19 protein-coding genes and 2 pseudogenes are annotated in these 19955 nt (G+C 70.1%); 6 read left to right on the top strand and 15 right to left on the bottom strand.

Translation table 11 applies throughout. From position 1 onward, the window contains the following. Window positions 1–30 precede the first annotated feature (30 nt). Genes ACOBQB_RS24575 through ACOBQB_RS24585 form a run of 3 tightly spaced genes read right to left on the bottom strand, consistent with a single transcriptional unit; the run spans window position 31 to window position 1580 of the window. The gene (locus tag ACOBQB_RS24575; RefSeq protein ID WP_423594288.1) at window positions 31–873 is read right to left on the bottom strand and encodes a helix-turn-helix domain-containing protein; all 843 of its coding nucleotides are present in this window, start codon (window positions 871–873) and stop codon (window positions 31–33) included. Next, window positions 863–1387 carry a DUF6879 family protein gene (locus ACOBQB_RS24580; RefSeq protein ID WP_423594290.1) on the bottom strand — a complete coding sequence of 175 codons (525 nt, stop codon included), beginning with the start codon at window positions 1385–1387 and terminating at the stop codon, window positions 863–865. Before ACOBQB_RS24580 ends, ACOBQB_RS24575 begins: the two co-directional genes overlap by 11 nt. Beyond that, entirely contained in the window at window positions 1371–1580 is a 210-nt protein-coding gene (locus ACOBQB_RS24585; RefSeq protein WP_423594292.1) for a hypothetical protein, read from the bottom strand. Before ACOBQB_RS24585 ends, ACOBQB_RS24580 begins: the two co-directional genes overlap by 17 nt. A 453-nt stretch (window positions 1581–2033) precedes the next feature. On the opposite strand from ACOBQB_RS24585, the gene ACOBQB_RS24590 reads away from it, so the two are divergent. Beyond that, window positions 2034–2699, top strand: coding sequence for a dihydrofolate reductase family protein (locus ACOBQB_RS24590; RefSeq protein ID WP_423594294.1), 666 nt, complete (start codon window positions 2034–2036; stop codon window positions 2697–2699). Between the two features lie 26 nt (window positions 2700–2725). Here the strand turns inward: ACOBQB_RS24590 and ACOBQB_RS24595 are convergent, their stop codons facing one another. Genes ACOBQB_RS24595 through ACOBQB_RS24605 form a run of 3 tightly spaced genes read right to left on the bottom strand, consistent with a single transcriptional unit; the run spans window position 2726 to window position 5599 of the window. Beyond that, entirely contained in the window at window positions 2726–3910 is a 1185-nt protein-coding gene (locus ACOBQB_RS24595; protein WP_423594296.1) for a dipeptidase, read from the bottom strand. Between the two features lie 4 nt (window positions 3911–3914). Next, window positions 3915–4448, bottom strand: a complete 534-nt coding sequence (purE, locus tag ACOBQB_RS24600) for a 5-(carboxyamino)imidazole ribonucleotide mutase (protein WP_423594298.1) — start codon at window positions 4446–4448, stop codon at window positions 3915–3917. Then, a complete protein-coding gene (locus ACOBQB_RS24605; RefSeq protein WP_423594300.1) occupies window positions 4445–5599 on the bottom strand; it encodes a 5-(carboxyamino)imidazole ribonucleotide synthase in 1155 nt (384 codons plus the stop codon). Before ACOBQB_RS24605 ends, purE begins: the two co-directional genes overlap by 4 nt. Window positions 5600–5826: 227 nt before the next feature. Between ACOBQB_RS24605 and ACOBQB_RS24610 the strand changes: the two genes are divergently transcribed. Beyond that, window positions 5827–6396 carry a GtrA family protein gene (locus tag ACOBQB_RS24610; RefSeq protein WP_423594302.1) on the top strand — a complete coding sequence of 190 codons (570 nt, stop codon included), beginning with the start codon at window positions 5827–5829 and terminating at the stop codon, window positions 6394–6396. A gap of 3 nt (window positions 6397–6399) precedes the next feature. Here the strand turns inward: ACOBQB_RS24610 and ACOBQB_RS24615 are convergent. Further along, window positions 6400–7667 (bottom strand): annotated as a pseudogene (locus ACOBQB_RS24615) (ATP-binding protein). A gap of 446 nt (window positions 7668–8113) precedes the next feature. Continuing rightward, window positions 8114–8791, bottom strand: a complete 678-nt coding sequence (locus tag ACOBQB_RS24620; RefSeq protein ID WP_127911041.1) for a response regulator transcription factor — start codon at window positions 8789–8791, stop codon at window positions 8114–8116. Between the two features lie 471 nt (window positions 8792–9262). Here ACOBQB_RS24620 and ACOBQB_RS24625 point away from each other — a divergent pair, with 471 nt between their 5' ends. The 3 genes and pseudogenes from ACOBQB_RS24625 to ACOBQB_RS24635 all read left to right on the top strand — a co-directional run bounded on the left by ACOBQB_RS24625 (window position 9263) and on the right by ACOBQB_RS24635 (window position 11743). Next, window positions 9263–10759 (top strand): peptide MFS transporter, encoded by a 1497-nt coding sequence (locus tag ACOBQB_RS24625; RefSeq protein WP_423594305.1) that lies wholly within the window; start codon window positions 9263–9265, stop codon window positions 10757–10759. Between the two features lie 148 nt (window positions 10760–10907). Continuing rightward, a pseudogene (locus ACOBQB_RS24630) lies at window positions 10908–11183 on the top strand (alpha/beta hydrolase family protein); the annotation flags it as partial. 50 nt (window positions 11184–11233) lie between these two features. Beyond that, window positions 11234–11743, top strand: coding sequence for an alpha/beta hydrolase family protein (locus ACOBQB_RS24635; RefSeq protein WP_423599015.1), 510 nt, complete (start codon window positions 11234–11236; stop codon window positions 11741–11743). Window positions 11744–12285: 542 nt separating this feature from the next. Here ACOBQB_RS24635 and ACOBQB_RS24640 read toward each other — a convergent pair. The 6 genes from ACOBQB_RS24640 to ACOBQB_RS24665 all read right to left on the bottom strand — a co-directional run bounded on the left by ACOBQB_RS24640 (window position 12286) and on the right by ACOBQB_RS24665 (window position 17921). Next, window positions 12286–13590 (bottom strand): hypothetical protein, encoded by a 1305-nt coding sequence (locus ACOBQB_RS24640; RefSeq protein WP_423598728.1) that lies wholly within the window; start codon window positions 13588–13590, stop codon window positions 12286–12288. Further along, entirely contained in the window at window positions 13590–14777 is a 1188-nt protein-coding gene (locus ACOBQB_RS24645) for a hypothetical protein (protein ID WP_423594307.1), read from the bottom strand. Before ACOBQB_RS24645 ends, ACOBQB_RS24640 begins: the two co-directional genes overlap by 1 nt. Then, entirely contained in the window at window positions 14774–15736 is a 963-nt protein-coding gene (locus ACOBQB_RS24650; protein WP_423594309.1) for a hypothetical protein, read from the bottom strand. The genes ACOBQB_RS24645 and ACOBQB_RS24650 overlap by 4 nt, the downstream gene beginning before the upstream one ends. A 47-nt stretch (window positions 15737–15783) precedes the next feature. Then, window positions 15784–16545: an LPXTG cell wall anchor domain-containing protein gene (locus ACOBQB_RS24655; RefSeq protein ID WP_423594311.1), complete on the bottom strand. Its 762-nt coding sequence runs from the start codon at window positions 16543–16545 to the stop codon at window positions 15784–15786. A gap of 240 nt (window positions 16546–16785) precedes the next feature. Next, window positions 16786–17295 (bottom strand): ATP-binding protein, encoded by a 510-nt coding sequence (locus ACOBQB_RS24660; protein WP_423594313.1) that lies wholly within the window; start codon window positions 17293–17295, stop codon window positions 16786–16788. A 257-nt stretch (window positions 17296–17552) separates the two neighbouring features. Further along, window positions 17553–17921, bottom strand: coding sequence for an STAS domain-containing protein (locus ACOBQB_RS24665; RefSeq protein WP_423594315.1), 369 nt, complete (start codon window positions 17919–17921; stop codon window positions 17553–17555). Between the two features lie 249 nt (window positions 17922–18170). Between ACOBQB_RS24665 and ACOBQB_RS24670 the strand changes: the two genes are divergently transcribed. Then, entirely contained in the window at window positions 18171–19112 is a 942-nt protein-coding gene (locus ACOBQB_RS24670) for an RNA polymerase sigma factor SigF (RefSeq protein ID WP_423594317.1), read from the top strand. 92 nt (window positions 19113–19204) lie between these two features. Here the strand turns inward: ACOBQB_RS24670 and ACOBQB_RS24675 are convergent, their stop codons facing one another. Then, window positions 19205–19903, bottom strand: a complete 699-nt coding sequence (locus tag ACOBQB_RS24675; RefSeq protein WP_423594319.1) for an aspartate/glutamate racemase family protein — start codon at window positions 19901–19903, stop codon at window positions 19205–19207. Between the last annotated feature and the right edge of the window lie 52 nt (window positions 19904–19955).

A 19955-nucleotide genomic window follows, 5' to 3' on the forward strand; every position in this document is an offset into this window, starting at 1 on the left:
CCTCGGGCCGCAGGCGAGGGACCTCTAGTGCTATTTGCGTTGTCGGGTAAAGATCCCGGACCACTCGTTCAGGAGTTCTCGGCACTCGTCTCCGAACACTGCGTACGACTCGTACCTCTCGAAGTCCTCGCGGTATGCGTTCACGTCGCGATGGTCCCGCAGGATCAATGCACCGGTGCCGGTTTCCACGGTGGCTAGTCGCCGGTCGTATACCGTGAAAGTATTCAGCGGCATCTCTGAAATGTGACCTGCCAAGGGGATGACCCCAAGCCGAACACTAGGAATTCGAGATACCGAAGCCAGTCGGTCGAGCTGCATTGCCATGGCGAGAGGTGGCAGTAAGGGCCAGCGAACGGCCTGTTCCGTCAGCAGGAACGTGAACGACTTTGACGAGTCGTAGAGGACGCTCTGGCGTTCCAGTTTCTTGGCAATGGTCTTGGACTGGTCTCCGGGAGTGTCCGCGATGCTGGCACGCACATACTCCGGCGTAGCAAGTAGCCCTGTGATCGCCGAGAGCAGGAAGAATCGGAACTCCGTTGTAACCGTTTCGATCCTGGCTAGCTCGTTCTGCTTCTTATCAAGACCCCGGCGCCGCGAAGACCAATGGTCCTGCCACTCGGTATTCGCGGTGCGAACCAGTTCGAGGATCTGCGAGGCTGCCGGATCATCGGTCCCAAGCGCTTCGAGGATCAGCTCTACGTCGACAATGGCGGGAGTGAGTTTCCCGCTCTCCATGTTGCTGACCTTGGTTTGTGACATGTTGCAGCGGCGAGCGAGCCAGGTCTGAGTCTTCCCGGCTCGCTTACGCAGGCTTCGCAATGCTTCCGCTAGGTCCGACCTGGACTGACCTAGCCGTTCAGGCTCAAAGCTCAAGACCCTTCACGAACTCCTCGAAGGGCACGGACTCAGCTACCGCGATTCGCTGGTATTCGATGAACTGGGCCACGTCGCCCTCGAATACCTCGCGGTTGATCTGCTTCCCGTCAGGCTCATAGTTCATGAGCACGACTTCCGACTGGTCGAACATCCAGAAGTCTTGAACCCCCTCAAGAGGGTTGGTTCTGTCGGTCACGTCGAGAATGCGGATCTGCTCCCCAGCCAAGAGGTGCGGCCGGTAGTACTGGGAGAACTCGAACCGCAGGTACTCAGACAGAGGTCGAGTGACGATGTGGACGCGTCCTTGAACGCGCCCCTCCGTGACCTGCCTGCGGAGCCGGTCTGTGTACTCGTTGCGGACCGTTGCGGGGTCGATACGCGCGCCGTCGCGGAACGCCTGAAGCTCCTCGGCTTCCTGCGGCATGAGGTACTGCGGCAGGGTCTCAAGACGCCATGCTTCCCGCCGGAAACCCTCAAAGCGCGCGGCCCACTCTTCACCAGCCAAGAGCACGGACAGCCTCCCTCAGAACGTCTTCGGGGATCTCGACAAGCCCTTCCCCCTCCGGGGGCTGGAATGCCTTGGACACGTCGCCCTGGACGACGATGGAGCCGGACGCGGTGCGGTAGATGTTCGGGCAGTCGTCCTTGCCGCACGGCCCCCCGTTGCCGTTGCCGGTGAGTCGGGTCAGTTCCTCACGAGCCATGGTGAAACCCCCTGTCCCCGCCCCCTTGTGGGGCGGCTCCACGACCGTACGGAGGGCGTGCCGTCGCCGTCCATGCGATCACGCCAATATTTGCGTTGTCGCATAAAACTGTGGTGCTCGCCCACCGCCGGAGGCGGCCTTGGGTATGGCGTGGCAGGCTCACGTGAGCAACGCATGACCAACAGAGGGGCCGAGGGAGGTCCCAAGGGGGTCAGCTTGGTGATCATGGGGAAATGCTGGGGGGGCACCCCACGGAAGGGGTGTCTTCCCAGGTCAGAGCCGTGTTCGCTGTAAAGCACGCAGATTTATGAGGGTACGAATCAGGTGCAGCGGATCGTGATGGCGCGGAACCTGCCGTAAGTCGCGGGGGGCCCCGGAAACTCGTCCGCCGGCAGCGATGAGTTTCCGTGGCCCCCGCGGTCTTTCCTGTTGTCGATGAAACAGGAGGGACACATGAAGCAGGCGCAGGCGCAGGCGGAACAGCTGGTGCGGGTGCAGAATTTCACGGTTTCGAGCGACGGGTTCGGTGCCGGTGAGGGTCAGAGCCTGGAGCGGCCCTTCGGGCACGCCGATCCCGGGGAGATGTTCGCCTGGGCGGGGGCCACGGCGAACTGGCCCAACCGCACCGACCCGGGCGGCAGCCGCGGTCTCGACGACTACTTCACGCGTGACTTCGCGCGGAACATCGGCGCGGAGATCATGGGGCGCAACAAGTTCGGGCCCCAGCGCGGGCCCTGGACCGACCACGAGTGGCGCGGCTGGTGGGGCGACGAACCGCCGTTCCACACGCCGGTGTTCGTCATGACCCACCACGAGCGGCCGTCGTTCACGCTCTCCGACACGACGTTCCACTTCGTCGACGGCGACCCGACCACGGTCCTCGCGCGGGCGCGGGAGGCGGCGGGCGGCAAGGACGTCCGGCTCGGCGGTGGGGCGACCACCATCCGGGAGTTCCTCGACGCCGGCCTCGTCGACACCCTGCACGTGGCGGTCTCGCCGGTGCGGCTCGGCTCCGGCGTACGGCTGTGGAAGTCGCCGGACGAGCTGCTCGACCGGTACCACCTGGACGTCGTGCCCAGCCCGAGCGGCGTGACGCACCACCTGTTCTGGCGGAGGTGACGCGAGGCCGCTCGGGGGGGGCGCTGTCAGCCGTCCAGCTGCTCCAGTGTGGCGACGGACGGGCCGCGGCGCGCGCTCTCGTCCCTCGCCACGTCCTCGGCTGCCCCCAGCACCCGTACCGCGTTCTGCCAGGTCAGCTTGGCGAGGTCGGCCTGCGACCAGCCGCGGCCGAGCAGCTCGGCGATCAGGTTCGGGTAGCCCGCGACGTCGTCCAGGCCGTCGGGCGTGAACGCCGTGCCGTCGAAGTCGCCGCCGATGCCGATGTGGTCGATGCCCGCGACCTCGCGCATGTGGTCGAGGTGGTCGGCGACGGTGGCGGCGGTGGCGATCGGACGCGGGGTCGACGCCTCGAAGGCCTCGTGGACCTTCATCGCCTCCGGCGTCGTGTCGAGGTGGTGGAAGCCGTGGGCGCGCATGTTCTCGTCGGCGGCCGCCGTCCAGTCGACCGCCGCCTGAAGGACGAACTTCGGTACGAACGTCACCATCGCGACGCCGCCGTTGGCGGGCAGCCGCTCCAGGACATCGTCCGGGATGTTGCGCGGGTGGTCGCACACCGCCCGCGCCGACGAGTGCGAGAAGATCACCGGCGCCACGGACGTGTCCAGGGCCGCCCGCATCGTCGTCGCCGCCACATGGGAGAGGTCGACCAGCATGCCGACGCGGTTCATCTCGCGTACGACTTCGTGGCCGAAGGGCGACAGGCCGCCGACGCCCGGCTCGTCCGTCGCCGAGTCCGCCCACGCGATGTTGTCGTTGTGCGTGAGCGTCATATAGCGGACGCCGAGCGTGTGCAGCGCCCGCAGCGTGGCGAGGGAGTTGTTGATGGAGTGGCCGCCCTCGGCACCCATCAGGGAGGCGATACGGCCCTCGGAGCGGGCCTTCTCCATGTCCGCCGCCGTCAGGGCGCGGCTGAGGTCCGCCGGGTGGCGGGCGAGCAACCGCTCGACGCAGTCGATCTGTTCGAGCGTGGCGCTGACCGCCGCGTCACCGGCCAGGTCCGTGCGGACGTACACCGACCAGAACTGCGCGCCGACACCGCCCGACCGGAGCCGGGCGATGTCGGTGTGCAGGTGGCCGGTCTGGTCGGTGGCGATGTCGAGGCGGTCGAGGTCGTAGCCCGCCTTCTCACGGAGGGCCCACGGCAGGTCGTTGTGGCCGTCGACGACGGGGAAGTCGGCAAGGAGGGCGCGCGCTTCGTCCAGGGATGTCATGCGCTCACTTTCCCGAACCGAAGCCGAATCCGGAACCCGCTCCCTCGACCTTGGTGCGCAGTCGCTTGCCCTTCTCCGTCGCCTGGTCGTTCAGGTCCTGCTGGAACTCCCGCATACGGGACAGGAGTTCGGCGTCGTGCGCCGCGAGGATCCGGGCCGCGAGCAGACCGGCGTTGCGCGCGCCGCCGACCGAGACCGTCGCCACCGGGACGCCGGCGGGCATCTGCACGATGGACAGGAGGCTGTCCATGCCGTCCAGGTACTTCAACGGAACCGGCACGCCGATCACCGGCAGCGGCGTCACCGACGCCAGCATGCCGGGCAGGTGGGCGGCGCCGCCCGCGCCCGCGATGATCGCCTTCAGGCCGCGGTCGGCGGCCTGCTCGCCGTACGCGATCATCTCGCGCGGCATGCGGTGCGCGGAGACGACGTCGACCTCGTAGGGGATCTCGAACTCGTCGAGGGCCTTGGCGGCGGCCTCCATGACGGGCCAGTCGGAGTCGGAGCCCATGACGATGCCAATAGCGGGAGAGGTCATTCGGTGATCGTCCCTCGGAGGTAGCCGGCTGCGTGGCGGGCGCGGTCGAGGACCTCGTCCAGGTCGTCGCCGTAGGTATTGACGTGGCCGACCTTGCGGCCGGGCTTCACGTCCTTGCCGTACATGTGGATCTTCAGCTGCGGGTCGCGGGCCATGCAGTGCAGGTACGCGGCGTACATGTCGGGGTAGTCGCCGCCCAGGACGTTGGCCATGACGGTCCACTTGGCGCGCGGGCGCGGGTCGCCGAGCGGCAGGTCGAGCACGGCGCGCACGTGGTTGGCGAACTGCGAGGTGATCGCGCCGTCCTGCGTCCAGTGACCGGAGTTGTGCGGGCGCATCGCCAGTTCGTTGACCAGGATGCGTCCGTCGGCCGTCTCGAAGAGTTCGACGGCGAGGTGACCGACCACGCCCAGCTCCTTCGCGACACCGAGGGCCAACTCCTGGGCCTGGCCCGCGAGTTCCTTCGAAAGGCCGGGTGCGGGGGCGATCACCGTGTCGCACACGCCGTCGACCTGCTGGGACTCGACGACGGGGTAGGCGACGGCCTGGCCGTGCGGCGAGCGGACGACGTTGGCCGCCAGTTCGCGTACGAAGTCGACCTTCTCCTCGGCGAGCACCGGGACGCCGGCCCGGAAGGGCTCCGCGGCGTCCTCGACGGAACGCACGAACCACACCCCCTTCCCGTCGTATCCGCCACGCACCGTCTTGAGGATGACCGGGAAGCCGTCGCCGCCGTCCGAGGCGCCCTCGGCCGCGAAGGCGGCCACGTCGGCCGGGTCCTCCACGATCCGGTGGCGCGGGCAGGGCACGCCGATCTCCGTGAGCTTCGCGCGCATCACGCCCTTGTCCTGGGCGTGCACCAACGCGTCGGGCCCCGGACGGACGGGGATGCCGTCCGCCTCCAGGGCCCTGAGGTGCTCGGTGGGTACGTGTTCGTGATCGAAGGTGATCACGTCGCAGCCCCGCGCGAAGTCACGCAGCGTGTCCAGGTCGCGATAGTCGCCGATGACGACATCGCCGACGACCTGCGCCGCGGAATCCAGCGGGGTGTCACTGAGGAGCTTGAATTTCAGGCCGAGGGGGATACCCGCCTCGTGGGTCATGCGGGCGAGCTGACCGCCGCCGACCATGCCGACTACCGGGAACGTCACACCCCCAGGGTATCGGCCGTTCCCGGCCACCCCGGAACCGCCGGGGCCCAGGGCCCCCGGCCCCTCCTGTCACAGCTGAGCGGCGGTGTCCGGACGCCCGCGCGCGCCGGGCAGGCCCGCTGGTTAGCATGGCTGGGTCGACACGACCGAATCACCAATCCGTCGGCACGTACACGAGCCGGGGCATATCGCCCCGGGACGAACCGACGGGGGCTGGGGCGACCACCATGACGGAACGGGGCGCACTTCGGGGACGTCTGGACAAGGTCTGGCGCGAAGTGGCCAAGTTCGGGGCCGTGGGGGCGGTCGGAACACTGGTCAACTTCGGTGTCTTCAACCTCGTACGCCACGTCACGGATCTGCACGTGGTGCGCGCGAGCGTCGTCGCGACGGTCGTCGCCATCGCCTTCAACTACGTAGGGTTCCGTTACTTCACGTACAAGGACCGAGACAAGAGCGGCCGCACCAAGGAGCTCTCGCTGTTCCTGCTGTTCAGCGCGGTCGGCCTGGTGATCGAGAACGGCGTGCTCTACGCCGCGACGTACTGGTTCGGCTGGGACGGCAGGCTCCAGGCCAACTTCTTCAAGTTCCTCGGCATGGGCATCGCCACGCTCTTCCGCTTCTGGTCGTACCGCACGTGGGTGTTCAAGGCGCTGCCCGCGCGCGAGGCCGTCGCGCATGCGGAATCGTTCCTGGAGAAGGAGTCGCTGCGGGGCGAGCCGGAGTCGCTGCGGGGGAAGCCGGAGTCGCTGCGGGGCGAGCCGGGCGAGCGGCCCGTGGCGCGGCGCACCGGCTGACGCTCACCTGACCGTCTCCGCCGCCGCCTCCGTCTTCGACAGCGGCGTACGCGACAGGAACAGGCCGAAGACCGGCGGCTTCGTCTGGAGCATCTCCAGGCGGCCGCCGTCCGCCTCGGCCAGGTCCCGGGCCACCGCGAGGCCGATGCCCGTCGAGTTGCGGCCGCTGATGGTCCGCTCGAAGATCCGCGCCCCGAGGTCGGGCGGCACGCCGGGCCCCTCGTCGGTCACCTCGATGACGGCCTGGTTGCCGGTGACGCGGGTACGCAGGGCGACCGTGCCGCCACCGTGCATCAGGGAGTTCTCGATCAACGCCGCCAGGACCTGCGCCACCGCGCCCGGCGTGCCCACCGCCTCCAGGTGCCGCTTGCCCGAGCTGACGATGGCGCGGCCCGCGCTGCGGTAGGCGGGGCGCCACTCCTCCAGCTGCTGCTTGATGACCTCGTCCAGGTCGAAGGCGACGGCGGAGCCGGTGCGGGGGTCGCGGGAGTTGGTGAGCAGCCGCTCCACGACGTCGGTGAGCCGCTCCACCTGGGCCAGCGCGATGGTCGCCTCCTCCTTCACCGTGTCCAGCTCGTCGGTGACGGTGATCTCCTCCAGGCGCATCGACAGGGCGGTCAGCGGGGTGCGCAGCTGGTGGGAGGCGTCGGCGGCCAGGCGCCGCTCGGCGGTCAGCATGCGGCCGATGCGGTCGGCGGAGGCGTCCAGGACGTCGGCGACGCGGTCCAGTTCCGGTACGCCGTACCGCTTGTGGCGGGGGCGAGATCCCCGGAGCCGAGGCGCTCCGCGGTCTCGGCGAGGTCGGTGAGCGGGGAGGCCAGGCGGTTGGCCTGGCGGACGGCGAGAAGCACCGCGGCGATGATCGCGAGGAGCGCGACGGCGGCGATGATCAGCAACGTGCGGCCGACCTCGCGGGTCACGGCGTCCTTCGGTTCCTGCACGGTGACCTGTTCGCCCTGCTCGCCGGGGCGGGTGGCGCTGATCACGTCGCCGGTGGGCCGCTTGCCGATCTCGATGGGCGCGCGGCCGGGCAGGTCGATGCGGGCGTAGCGGGCGGTGGCGACCTGGTCGCGCAGGATGGCGGCGCTGATCCGTTCCTGGCTGATGAGCCGGCTGTCCACGATGCTGGCCAGCCGCATGGCCTCGGAGTCCACGCGCTCCTGGGCGCTGCTGCTGATCGTCCTCGTCTCGACGATGACGAGACTGACGCCGAAGACGGCGATCACGACGAGGACGACGGCGAGGGTGGAGTTGATCAGTCGGCGGCGCATTTACTCAGTGTCGCGGATCCAAGCCCCGTAAGGGGCGCGGGGAACGGCGCGATCAGCCCGCGACCCTGCGGGGGCCGACGGCCCAGGACCTCGCAGACGCGTCTGCCTCCGGCGGTATCGCGGGCGGGTGCGGGGCGGCTCGGGGTTGCTCGCGCAGTTCCCCGCGCCCCTTGCAGGGGCGGGACGGCGTGGCCCCTGCCCGTCAAAGCCGCCGACCCGTCTGCCTCCGGCGGTATCGCGGGCGGGTGCGGGGCGACTCGGGGTTGCTCGCGCAGTTCCCCGCGCCCCTTGCAGGGGCGGGACGGCGTGGGCCCCTGCCCGTCAAAGCCGCCGACCCGTCTGCCTCCGGCGGTATCACGGGCGGGTGCGGGCCGTCTTGGCTCGCTCGCGCCGTTCCCCGCGCCCCTTTCGGGGCGCTGCACCTGGCGCCCCTGACAACGTGAGGGTCAGCTCTTCTCGAAGCGGAAACCTACGCCCCGTACCGTCGCGATGTACCGCGGGTTCGCCGCGTCGTCGCCCAGTTTTTTGCGGAGCCAGGAGATGTGCATGTCCAGGGTCTTGGTGGACGACCACCACGTCGTGTCCCAGACCTCCCGCATCAGCTGGTCGCGCGTGACGACCCGCCCCGCGTCGCGCACGAGGACCCGGAGGAGGTCGAACTCCTTTGCCGTGAGCTGGAGTTCCTCCTCGCCCATCCAGGCCCGGTGCGACTCGACGTCGATCCGCACGCCGTGCGTGGACGGCGCCTCCTTGTGCTCCGTGGCACCGCGCCGCAGCAGCGCCCGGACCCGGGCGAGCAGCTCGGCGAGGCGGAACGGCTTGGTCACGTAGTCGTCGGCGCCCGCGTCCAGGCCGACGACGGTGTCCACCTCGTCGGCGCGCGCGGTGAGGATGAGGATCGGCACCGTCAGCCCGTCGGCGCGCAGCCGGCGGGCGACCTCCAGGCCGTCCATGCCGGGCAGTCCCAGATCGAGCACGACGAGATCGACACCGCCCTGCAGTCCGGCGTCGAGGGCGGTCGGCCCGTCCTCGCGCACTTCGACCTCGTAACCCTCCCTGCGCAGGGCGCGGGCCAGCGGCTCCGAGATGGACGCGTCGTCCTCGGCGAGCAGTACACGGGTCATGGGGTGATGGTAGTCCGCGGTGGACAAGGGCTGTGCGTTGATCGCACAGTAGAGGCGAAGGCCTGCGGCTGTGGGACGCGAAATTAAGAAACACCTTTGAATGTGCGTTGCTGGTTGCGGCAAAACCTGTGATCCATGTCTCAAGTCCTTCCATATGCCGCCCTGTGGTGTCGTATGGTGACCCAACGCCTGATGCACTACTCAAGGACCTTTGGCCCGCTGTGCGCGCCTTAGGTCTCTTTTATGTGCGGGCCGGCTTCGGCCAGCCTTGAAAGGAATGACCTGTGGTCGGGCCCTGCGCGCGAGGTTGCGCCCAGGGTGTGGATCCCGGAGTCGCCGTTCCTCGCTCCCTCCATCAGGGTGTGACTCTCCCCGGGCGTGGGGTGGGACGAGGCGGCACCGGTGCCGACCGCCCCCCACCGGGCGCGCACACGCTCCTGCCGCGCGTCCCGAACCCACGAGGATCGACCCATGGCGTCCAGCCTGACGAAGGACTCCGCCAGTACCCCTGGCTCCGAGAAGACCTTCTTCGGCCACCCCCGCGGACTGGCCACACTGTTCATGACCGAGATGTGGGAGCGCTACAGCTTCTACGGCATGAAGGCACTTCTCCCGCTGTACTTGATCGCCCCCGGCGGCATGAACATGAGTGCCACCACGGCGACGGCGATCTACTCCGTCTACATGTCGATGGTCTACCTGCTCGCCCTGCCCGGCGGCTGGATGGCCGACCGCTTCTGGGGTCCGCGCAAGACGGTCATCATCGGTGCCTCCGTCGTCATCCTCGGCCACATCACCCTCGCGCTGCCGAACTCGGCGTCCTTCTTCGCCGGCCTCGCGCTCGTCGCGCTCGGCTCCGGCCTGCTGAAGGCGAACATCTCCGTGATGGTCGGCCACCTCTACGACGGTCCGAAGGACCCGCGTCGCGACGGTGGCTTCACGCTCTTCTACATCGGCATCAACCTCGGCGCCTTCCTCGCCCCGCTGTCCATCGGCACGGTCGGCGAGAGCGTCAACTGGCACCTCGGCTTCGCGCTCGCCGCGGCCGGCATGGCCCTCGGTCTCGCCCAGTTCATGCTCGGCTCGCGCCACCTGAGCGCGCAGAGCAGCGTGATCTCGCAGCCCGCCACGCCGGAGCAGCGTTCCTCCGCCCTGCGCACCGGCCTGATCTGGCTGATCGTCGCCGCCGCGCTCTACACGCTGATGGGCGTCACCGGGAACTTCGCCGACTGGGCGCTGATGCCGCTGATCATCGCGGGTCTGCTCATCCCGATCGTCGTCCTGGCCCGCATGAAGCGCGACAAGGAGCTGTCGCAGCTGGAGCAGTCCAAGCTCTCCGGTTACATCTGGTTCTTCGTGGTCGCCGCCGTCTTCTGGATGATCTACGACCAGAACGGCTCGACCCTGTCGATCTTCGGCAAGACCGCGACGACGAACAACCTCCTCGGGTTCGACTTCCCGACCTCCTGGTACCAGTCGCTGAACCCGATCTTCATCATGGCGCTGGCCCCCGTGGTCGCCTCGGCGTGGCTGTGGCTGAACAAGCGGGGCAAGGAGCCGAGCACGGCGGTCAAGTTCGCCTCCAGCCTCACGCTGATAGGCATCTCCTTCGCCGTCTTCCTCATCCCGCTGATCGACACCGCCAACAACGGCGGCCGGGTCAGCCCGATGTGGCTGGTCGCGATCTACTTCATCCAGACCGTCGGTGAGCTGTGCCTCTCCCCGGTCGGCCTGTCGCTCACCACGAAGATGGCGCCGGAGAAGTACAGCGCCCAGATGATGGGTGTCTGGTTCCTCGCGGTCACCGCGGGCGACTCCGTGACGGGTCTGCTGACCTCGCCGCAGCTCGGCGTCGACCTGAACAATTCAGGGGCGGTGGCCGTCGAGGCGATCATCGCGGTCATCGCGGGCTTCGGCATCTGGACGTCGCGCAAGAAGGTCAAGCAGCTGATGGGTTCCGTCAACTGATGGGTTCCGTCACTGAGGGGTTCCGTCAACTGACGTACGCCCGTCCAGGCCGCGCCTGAACCGAACGAAGGGCCGCCACACCACCCGGTGCGGTGGCCCTTCGCGTTTCTGCGCGTTCTTGGGGACCCGCCGGAGGAGCATCTGGCCCATGCGCCGTACCTTGCTGCCCCTCGCCCTCTGCGGGGCGCTGCTGTCGCCCCACGCCGCCGCCGAGGCGGCTCCCCGGCCGCCGTCCGGGAAGCTCTTCTCGTACGGTCCCCACGCGCGCCAGAACATCACCGTGTACGGAAACCCGTCCCCGCGCCGTCCCGCCCTGGTGATCGTGCACGGGGGCTCGTGGGCGCGGGACACGGACTGGAGCGGCCGGGCCCGGTGGTTCGCGGGTCAGGGCTTCACGGTGTACGACACCGACTACCGGCTGACGTCGGACGCGGCGTGGCCCGCGCAGCGTGACGACGTGCTGGCGGCGCTGCGGTGGGTCGGACACCGGGAGCGGGGGAGCGGCCGCTGGTGCTCGGCTCGTCGGCGGGCGGGCATCTGGCCTTGCAGGCCGGGGCGTACGGGGAGGGCCGTTCGCGGGTGCGGGGGGTCGTGGCGCTCTCCCCGGTGGCCTCGCCCTACCGCGCGTGGGCGGACGGGGGCGTTGCCGGGGCGCCGGCCGAGCGGCGGGCGCTGCGGAGGGCCGCCGAGCGGCTCGCGGGGTGCGCGCCGGATCTCGGCGGGCTGCGGTGCTGGGAGCGGTGGGACGACCTGGCCGCCAGAACCCACGCGTCCGGTACGGCTGACGCCCCGCTGCTCCTGATGCACTCGGCGGGGGACTTCGTGCCGCGCTCCCACTCCACGGAGCTCGCGGACGCGCAGCGGCGGGCGGGGCTGAAGGACGTGACGGTACGGACGGTAAGGGGTGCCGCCCACGGCGGGCCCCTGCTCAAGGCTCCGGGCATGGCCGGAGCGGCACTTCGCTGGCTGCGGGGCCATGCGTAGCGCCTCCGGCGGTTCGCGGGTGGGTGCGGGTCGGCCTGGGTTACTCGCGCAGTTCCCCGCGCCCCCGCCGGGGCGCCACACCTGACGCCCGGCCAACGCCGCCCCCAAGGGGCGCGGGCAACTGCGCGACCAGCCACGCACCGTCTGCGACGGCTGAACGGCAGAACCCCGCAGACGCGTCTGCCCCCGACGGCTCCATCGGCGACTGCGGGCCGTCTCAGGGTTACTCGCGCAGTTCCCCGCGCCCCCGACGGGGCGCCACACCTGACGCCCGGCCAACCGCGCCCCCAAGGGGCGCGGGCAACTGCGCGACCAGCCACGCACCGTCTGCGACGGCTGAACGGCAGAACCCCGCAGACGCGTCTGCCCCCGACGGCTCCATCGGCGACTGCGGGCCGTCTCAGGGTTGCTCGCGCAGTTCCCCGCGCCCCCGACGGGGCGCCACACCTGACGCCCGGCCAACGCCGCCCCCAAGGGGCGCGGGGAACTGCGCGACCAGCCACGGACGGCCCGCGGTGGCCAGCGAACAGAACCCCGCGGCGTCACCTCACACCCCGCCTCCGCTTCGGCAAGAACGTGAAGACCGCGCCGCCCAGCAGAATCACCGTGCCGGCGACCAGGCCAAGGGCCCGCAGGGCGCCGTTGTTCTCCGCCCCGGTCTCCGCGAGACCGCCCCCCGTGGCGGAGCCGCCGGTGGAGCCACTCGACGAACCTCCCGACGACCCGCCCGACGCCCCGCCCGGCTGGGCCTTCGTGTCCAGTTCCAGGGAGACCTCGCTCTTGGCGGGCGTGCAGGTCGTCGTCGTACCCAGCGCCTTGACGGTCAGGACGCCCGGCGAGAGCGTCGCCTTGCCGTCCGCCCCCGGCTTGTACGTGCCGGTGAGGTCCGGGATGGCGATGGGCGCGCCGGACTTGATGGGGTCCTTGTTGGTCGGGCCCTCGACATGCACGGTGCCCTTGTCGGCGCCGCCCAGCGTGACCTCCATGGACGGCTTCACCGAGTCGGCGGGGATGTCCGCCGGGCTGTCCATCACGGACTTCTTGAACTGCACGGTCAGGCCATACGCCCCGCCCCCGTCCTTCTTGGCGTTGATCTGGACCGGCGAGGTCGCTTCCTTGTCACCGATCGGCGTCTTGCACTTGTAGGGGGTCTGGACCTCCTTGCCGGGGAAGTCGGTCTGGCCGTCCCCACCACCGGAGGCACCGCCGGCGTTGCCACCACCGCTCGTGTTGCCACCACCGCTCGCGGCCCCACCCGTACCGCCAGTACCACCAGTACCGCCGGTACCACCGGTACCGCCGCCGTCCGTCACCTTGATCGTCGTACCCGTCCCCACCCGCTCCTTCGGCGCGCACTTCGTGTCCGTCGAGATCGGCTTGCTGACGTTGATGTCGTACGCGTCCGGGGTCAGCGTCACCTCGCCCGCCGCCGTCAGCTTCAGCTTGCCCTTCATGTCGGACAGGATCATGGGGCTGTTCTTTTTGATCGGCGGGTTCTTCCGCTCCCCCTCGACCTTCAGGTCACCCCTCTGCCCGCCGCCCACCTTGATGGTGCCGCTCGGCTTCACCGTGTCCTGGTCCAGGTCCAGGACGTCCGGGTTCTTGGACGCCGCCTGCGTCGTCTTCCATACGACCTCGACCTCGTCGCCCACCTTCGCCGTGGCGGGCGCCGTGATCTCCACCTTGGTCGTGCCCTGCACGGGCGGCAGCCCGGAGATCGGCGGAGGGATGCACTCCGTCTGGTAGGCGACTTCGGCGGCCTGTGCGGCGCCCGCGGTCAGCAGGATGCCCGCCCCGCCGAGCAGGAGCGCGACCGAGGCCGCGCCCGCTCTCCGTCGATGCGTGATCACGTGTTTCCCTTCGTCGGACTGTTGTCGGACGGTGCGGAGAGCCGGCCCGCAGGCGCGCCGGGGTCTGTGTCGGGGGTGAACCACGGCAGAGCGGTCGTCCGCTCCGCCGGTCCGGGGCCGTGCGCGTCGGCTCCCCCCGGAGGCCGCGTACGCGTGTCGCGCGCCGCACGGGCCTTCTCGTCGGCCGTGACCGCGCCCCGCGAAAGCCTCAACAGCCTCAACTTCGGTACGCGGCCGCCGAGTTCGGCGAGCCGCCCGGTGCGGTGCCGACCACTGGCACGGCGTCGGCGCGGGCGAAGCCGGTCGACGACCGCCATGCCGAGGCGGAAGACGGCGGCGGGCACGACGAGGCAGAGCAGGAGCCAGAAGACGGTCACGCCCCAGGGGCGGCCCACGCCCCACGGCTGCTCGGCGAGGACCTTCCCGCCGAACTTCAGCGAGACCAGGTAGTCGCCGTGGGCGCCCGCCGAGAGCTCCACCGGCAGCTCGATCCGCGCCTTCTTGCCCGGCGCGACGGCGCCACGCCACTGGCGCTCCTCCCACTGCGGCGCGAACACGCCGTGGGAGGTGCCGACCTGGAAGAGGGGGTCCTTGAGGGGCGTCGAGCCGACGTTGCCCACGGTGAAGACGAGCGTGCGCCGCGGCGGCGCGCCGAACCAGGTCAGCAGCCCGCTGGAGCCCTCCAAACGGGTGTCCGACAGCACGGAGAGCCGTCCGCCCCCGGCCTGCGCGGGCAGCGGCTTCACGGGGTGGCCCGCGACCTTGAACGCGATGTCGGCCCGTGCCTTCTCCCCGGTCACCGTGGCGACGTGGACGACGCAGGGGCAGGGCTCGGGCGGCTCGGCGACAGGCAGCTTCTTGCGGAAGGTGCCGTCCTCGCCGGTGGTGACGGCGCGGCCCTCGGCGTTGGCGCACGAGTTGGTGCCGCCGACGACGCCCTTGCCGGGCGTGGACTGCCCGCAGATCAGCATCATCAGCAGGGCGTCGGGCCGCCATCCCTCGCCCTTGACGGTGACGGAGCCGCCCTTGCCCGCCTGGGAGGCGGAGAGCGTCACGGTGGGCTTGTCCGCCTCGGGGGCGCCCGACGCCGTCGACCACGGCAGCAGGGCGGAACCGAGCAGCGCCAGGAGGGCGACGGCCCACAGGCAGAACTTCCCGTTCCGCCCGTTCCGCCTGCCGTTCACAGTTCCTCCGCCGTCATACCCGATTTCGCCAACTGCCGCTCGTTGCAAGGCCGTTGGGCCCGCCCCCGCTCCGGCACCTCGGGGTCACGTCTGCGTCTACGTACGAGATGGACCGCGCCGCCCGCGACGGCGAGCAGCACGGCGGCCCCGCCCGCCACCGCACCCCACGGCACGAAGCGCGCCGACGCCGTGGCGCTGTCACGGGCACGGGCACCGTCTGAGGCCGTCGCCGTCGCCGTCAGCCGTACGTCCGCCACGTCGAGGCCGGGGGCGTCCGGCCACGGCTCGCTGAGGGAGACGCGGCGGCCGGGCAGCAGTTCGACCGGCAGCGGCCGCGCCGGGCGGTCGAGGAGCGTGCCGAGGACACCGTCGGCGTGGACGGCGAGCTTCGGGCGCAGCACGGTGTTGCCGCGGTTGACCAGGTCGTACGTGATGCGCCCGGCGTCCTGGTCGACCTTGACGCGCTCCACGGTGAGCGCCGGGAGCGTGGGCCCGCCGACCCGCAGGTGCAGCCGTACGCCCACCGTGCGCCCGCCGCCGCTCGCGACGACCGCGCCGGGGTGATCGCCGGGCACCGCGTCCTCGGGAACCGTCACGGTGAACGGCACCTCCGCGCGGGTGCGCGGCGGCACCGTCACCCGCCGCTGCGCGAAGCGCACCCACGCCCCCGTGCCCCGCAGCGACACCGTGCGGGGCTTCGAACCCGGGTTGGTGACGGCCAGGGTGTCCCTGAGCACCGTGCCGGGCGCGCCCTCGGCGTAGAAGGCGGGCCGGCCGCCTTTCGCGGGGCGTGTGCCGTCCCCGGTGGACGGCGCGACGGACCAGGCCGGGGAGCCCGCGCCGTCCGCGTACGCGGAGGTCGCGGCGGCCGGCACGAGGACGGCGGCGCACAGCGCGGCGGCGGCGCGTGCGGAGGACGGCTTGGGCCGCTTCGGCGGCTTCGGCAGCGTCGGAGGCATCGGCGGCTCCTGACCTCGGTTCGGCGGTCCGGGCTGTCGGGCGCGGGCTACCGCGAGCGCGCCGCCTGGTTCCTGCGGGTCAGCCAGAGCGCGCCGGCGGCGCCCGCGAGCAGCACGGTGCCGCCGAGGGTGCCGAGCGCGATCGCGGAGTCCGCCGGACCGGTCTGCGGGAGTTCGTCCCCGGAGGCGGAGCCGCCGGAGCCGCCGGTCGCGCCCCCAGAGCCGGAGTCGAGGCCCGTGTCGGAACCGGAACCAGAACCGGAACCGGAATCAGATCCGGAGCCGGAACCGGACCCGCCCGCGGCCTTGACGTCCAGTTCCAGGGACGGCTTCGGGTTGTTGGACGGCGTACACGTGGTCGTCGTACCGAGCGCCTTGATCGTGAGGACCCCGGCGGTGAAGGTGACCTTGCCGCTCTTCTTCGGCGTATACGTGCCCGACAAGTCGCTGATCTTGATGGGGGTGTTGGCGGGGATCGCCTCGGCGTTCGGCGCGCCGGAGACCGGCACGGTCCCGCTGTCCGCGCCGCCGACCTTGATCACGGCACTCGGCTTCATCGCGCCCTTGCCGAGCTCCACCGGGCTGGACGAGACGCCCTTCTGGAAGGACATCGTGAGCTTGTGGCCGCTGCCGCTCTTGACGCTCTTGATGTCGATCGGCGAGACCGCGCCCTTGTTCCCGATCGGCGTCTTGCACTGGTAGTTGACGTCCTGGACGGTGGCCTGCGCGGCAGGGGCGGCCATCAGCACCGCCGAGCCGCCGGCCAAGGCGGCGGCAAGCGCGAGTGCGGCCGGTTTCTTGTACGACACCTCGTGATCCCCTCATGCCGGTCGTCGTGGCGTGCCGCGGTGCGAAGCAACGCTGTGACGCCGCGTTACTGACGGCACATCAGATTGGGCGCTCAAGGTACGCCCGGGGCCTTGCCGAGGGAAGACAAAGGACGCGCCGGATCGTGGTGATCCGGCGCGTGCACGAACCGCGGGTAACAGCCGTGGTCCCGACCGGGCCGCGGGCGGGAGCCGGACGGGCGGGCCGCGGGCGGACGGGAGCTAGGCGGGCGCGCCCAGCTCCGCCCAGACCGTCTTGCCGACGTCCCCTGGGGTGCGTACGACACCCCAGTCGAGGCAGAGCCGCTGGACGATGAACATGCCGTGCCCGCCGGGCCGCCCCGCGCGGTGCGGGGTCCGCGGCGCCGGCTGGCCCGCGCCGCGGTCGGAGACCTCGATGCGCAGCACCTTGCCGTCACAGGAGAGCCAGAGCTCGTCGGGGCCCTCGGCGTGCAGGCAGGCGTTGGTGACGAGCTCGGAGACGACGAGCAGGACGTCCTCGGCGGCGGCTCTGCGGTCGGCGCTCTCCGCGGGCAGCCAGCCCCAGGCGTGCAGCGCCTCGCGCGTGTAGTCCCGGGCGAGCGGAACGATGCCGCTCGCGCCGTTCAGGCTCAGCCGGCGGACCTGGCGAGCCGTGGGCGCCCCGGAAGCCCGGTCCGCGGGAGCGTCCGCGACGGCGGCCTCGGAGTCCGGACCGCGGTCGCCCGGCGAATAAGGCCGGGTGGTGCTCATCAGCGCTTCACCTCACCGACAAGATGGCTGAGCACTCTGGACACGCAGAGGACTCGGGACAAGGAGACAAGTAGGGGTCGGGGGACGAGTAAGGGACATCGGCGCTTGCCGTTCTGACAGAGGACGGGTCCAGGTCTCTCCTGCCCGGCCGAACCGTGAGAACACCCACTTGTTCGGGACGGTCCGTGTGACGCTGATAACGTCTTGATCACACAGAGACAACTGACGCGTAACTTTCGCGTGTGGCCGTCACGGGCTCAGTCACCCAGGGCGGCGTCGAGCGTCTCGTGCACCGTGAAGACGGCCTCCGCACCGGTGATCTCGAAGACCCGGGCCACCACCGGCAGCATCCCGGCCAGATGGACTCCACCCCCCGCGGCCTCGGCCTTGAGCCGGGCCCCGAGCAGCACGTTGAGGCCCGTGGAATCACAGAACTCAAGACGCGAGCAATCGACAACGAGCCGCGAATAGCCGTCCGCGAGACAGCTTTCCAGCGGTTCGCGCAGGAGATCGGCGGTGTGGTGATCCAACTCGCCCGCCGGGGTTACGACGGCGCTCGTGTCCGCCTTTCGCACTTCGACCAGAAGCCGGCCCCTGTGCGCACTGCCGACCGTGCCGCGGTCCATGCCGTCACTCTCTTCCGACCGTCGTAGCTGTTGATGACGCCCCTGAACATTACGCCCTCCTTGCGGTTCGGGGTACCCGAACATCCCCCCGAAAACGGACATTTCACCATCAAAGCCACTTGCGACCGGAGCGCGGAAGCGGGTAGGGGTAGAAGAGACAGCAATCGACACGGACGGCTTTGGAGGCGCCGCACACCGCAGTGCACGTATAGGCATCGGCAGCCATATGCCGAGAACGATGGAGGACACATGTCACCCCGGCTCGACGAATCGCATACTGACCAGGCGTCGTCGACACTCCCGCCGTCCCACTCCGCCACCACGATCCCGGGCCCCGCCCACGAGCCGCAGTCTGTCCCGGACGCGGCTTCGGAAACCCTGGAAGGGCTCCACGACCTCCCCGAGATCCCGCCGTACGACTCGGTGGGGGCACTGGACGCGAGGGCCCTGTCCAAGACCCTCTTCGAGCGCCTCGAAGCGCTTGAGGAAGGCACGCACGAACACGCATACGTCCGCAACACCCTGGTCGAACTCAATCTCGCCCTGGTGAAGTTCGCGGCCTCCCGGTTCCGCTCCCGCAGCGAGCCGATGGAGGACATCATCCAGGTCGGCACGATCGGCCTCATCAAGGCCATCGACCGCTTCGAACTCAGTCGCGGTGTGGAATTCCCCACGTTCGCGATGCCGACGATCGTCGGCGAGATCAAGCGCTTCTTCCGCGACACCAGCTGGTCGGTGCGCGTCCCGCGTCGGCTCCAGGAACTGAGGCTGGACCTCGCCAAGGCGGGCGACGAACTCGCCCAGAAGTTCGACCGCGCCCCCACGGTGAGCGAGCTCGCCGAGCGCCTCGGCATCTCCAACGAGGAAGTCGTCGAGGGCATGGCCGCGTCCAACGCCTACACGGCGAGCTCCCTGGACGCGCAGCCGGAGGAGGACGACTCCGAGGGCGCGCTCGCGGACCGGATCGGCTACGAGGACCACGGCCTCGAAGGCATCGAGTACGTCGAGTCGCTGAAGCCGCTGATCGCCGAACTGCCGCCGCGCGACCGGAAGATCCTCTCCCTCCGCTTCGTCGCCAACATGACGCAGTCCGAGATCGGCGAGGAGCTCGGCATCTCCCAGATGCACGTGTCGCGGCTGCTGTCGCGCACCCTCGTCAAGCTCCGCAAGGGACTGACGGTCGAGGAGTGAGCCGGAGCGGCGCCGCCGGGCGTCTCAACGGCCTTGTGGGGCCCGCCTCTTTAAGAGGCGGGCCCCACAATCGTCGTATCACTTCTCTGGGGTCACTTCTCTGGGGTCAGCGCCGCCTCGACCGCCGCCCGCGCGTGCAGCCGGGTCGTCGGGAAGACCGGCACGGGGCTGTGCTCCTGCCGGATCAGCGACTCGATCTCCGTACAGCCGAGTATCACGCCTTCGGCACCACGGCGTACGAGTCCCCCGATGACCTCCTGATAAGCCACGCGCGACTCGTCACGCACGACCCCGAGGCACAGCTCCTCATAGATCACGCGATGGACGACGGCCCGCCCCGCCTCGTCGGGCACAAGCACCTCCAGGCCGTGCCCCGCCAGCCGCTCCCGGTAGAAGTCCTGCTCCATGGTGAACGCGGTGCCGAGCAGCCCGACCCGCCGCACGCCCGCCGCGCGTACGGCCTCGGCGGTGGCGTCACCGAGATGCAGCAGCGGCACGGACAGCGCGTCCTGCACCTGCCCGGCGACCTTGTGCATGGTGTTGGTGCAGATGAGTACGAGTTCGGCGCCTGCCGCCTCAAGTCCCTTCCCGGCGGCGGCGAGCACGTCCCCGGCCCGCTCCCACTCCCCCGCGACCTGCAACCGCTCGATCTCCGCGAAGTCCACGGAGTGCAGGACGCAGCGGGCGGAGTGCAGGCCGCCGAGGCGTTCGCGTACGAGTTCGTTGAGCAGTCGGTAGTACTCGGCGCTGGACTCCCAGCTCATGCCGCCGATGAGGCCGATGGTTTTCATGGCCCAAGGATCACACCCGGGTGGAGACCGCCCGGCTTTCGGGCACACGCCG

The organism is Streptomyces sp. G5(2025) (assembly GCF_049542075.1).
GTDB lineage: Bacteria > Actinomycetota > Actinomycetes > Streptomycetales > Streptomycetaceae > Streptomyces.

What these genes read in the sequence shown, in the direction of transcription:
- ACOBQB_RS24585 (WP_423594292.1), bottom strand. Translation starts at nt 1,580, where the DNA reads ATGGCTCGTGAGGAACTGACCCGACTCACCGGCAACGGCAACGGGGGG.
- ACOBQB_RS24590 (WP_423594294.1), top strand. Translation starts at nt 2,034, where the DNA reads ATGAAGCAGGCGCAGGCGCAGGCGGAACAGCTGGTGCGGGTGCAGAAT.
- ACOBQB_RS24595 (WP_423594296.1), bottom strand. Translation starts at nt 3,910, where the DNA reads ATGACATCCCTGGACGAAGCGCGCGCCCTCCTTGCCGACTTCCCCGTC.
- purE (WP_423594298.1), bottom strand. Translation starts at nt 4,448, where the DNA reads ATGACCTCTCCCGCTATTGGCATCGTCATGGGCTCCGACTCCGACTGG.
- ACOBQB_RS24610 (WP_423594302.1), top strand. Translation starts at nt 5,827, where the DNA reads ATGACGGAACGGGGCGCACTTCGGGGACGTCTGGACAAGGTCTGGCGC.
- ACOBQB_RS24620 (WP_127911041.1), bottom strand. Translation starts at nt 8,791, where the DNA reads ATGACCCGTGTACTGCTCGCCGAGGACGACGCGTCCATCTCGGAGCCG.
- ACOBQB_RS24625 (WP_423594305.1), top strand. Translation starts at nt 9,263, where the DNA reads ATGGCGTCCAGCCTGACGAAGGACTCCGCCAGTACCCCTGGCTCCGAG.
- ACOBQB_RS24650 (WP_423594309.1), bottom strand. Translation starts at nt 15,736, where the DNA reads ATGCCTCCGACGCTGCCGAAGCCGCCGAAGCGGCCCAAGCCGTCCTCC.
- ACOBQB_RS24660 (WP_423594313.1), bottom strand. Translation starts at nt 17,295, where the DNA reads ATGAGCACCACCCGGCCTTATTCGCCGGGCGACCGCGGTCCGGACTCC.
- ACOBQB_RS24665 (WP_423594315.1), bottom strand. Translation starts at nt 17,921, where the DNA reads ATGGACCGCGGCACGGTCGGCAGTGCGCACAGGGGCCGGCTTCTGGTC.
- ACOBQB_RS24670 (WP_423594317.1), top strand. Translation starts at nt 18,171, where the DNA reads ATGTCACCCCGGCTCGACGAATCGCATACTGACCAGGCGTCGTCGACA.
- ACOBQB_RS24675 (WP_423594319.1), bottom strand. Translation starts at nt 19,903, where the DNA reads ATGAAAACCATCGGCCTCATCGGCGGCATGAGCTGGGAGTCCAGCGCC.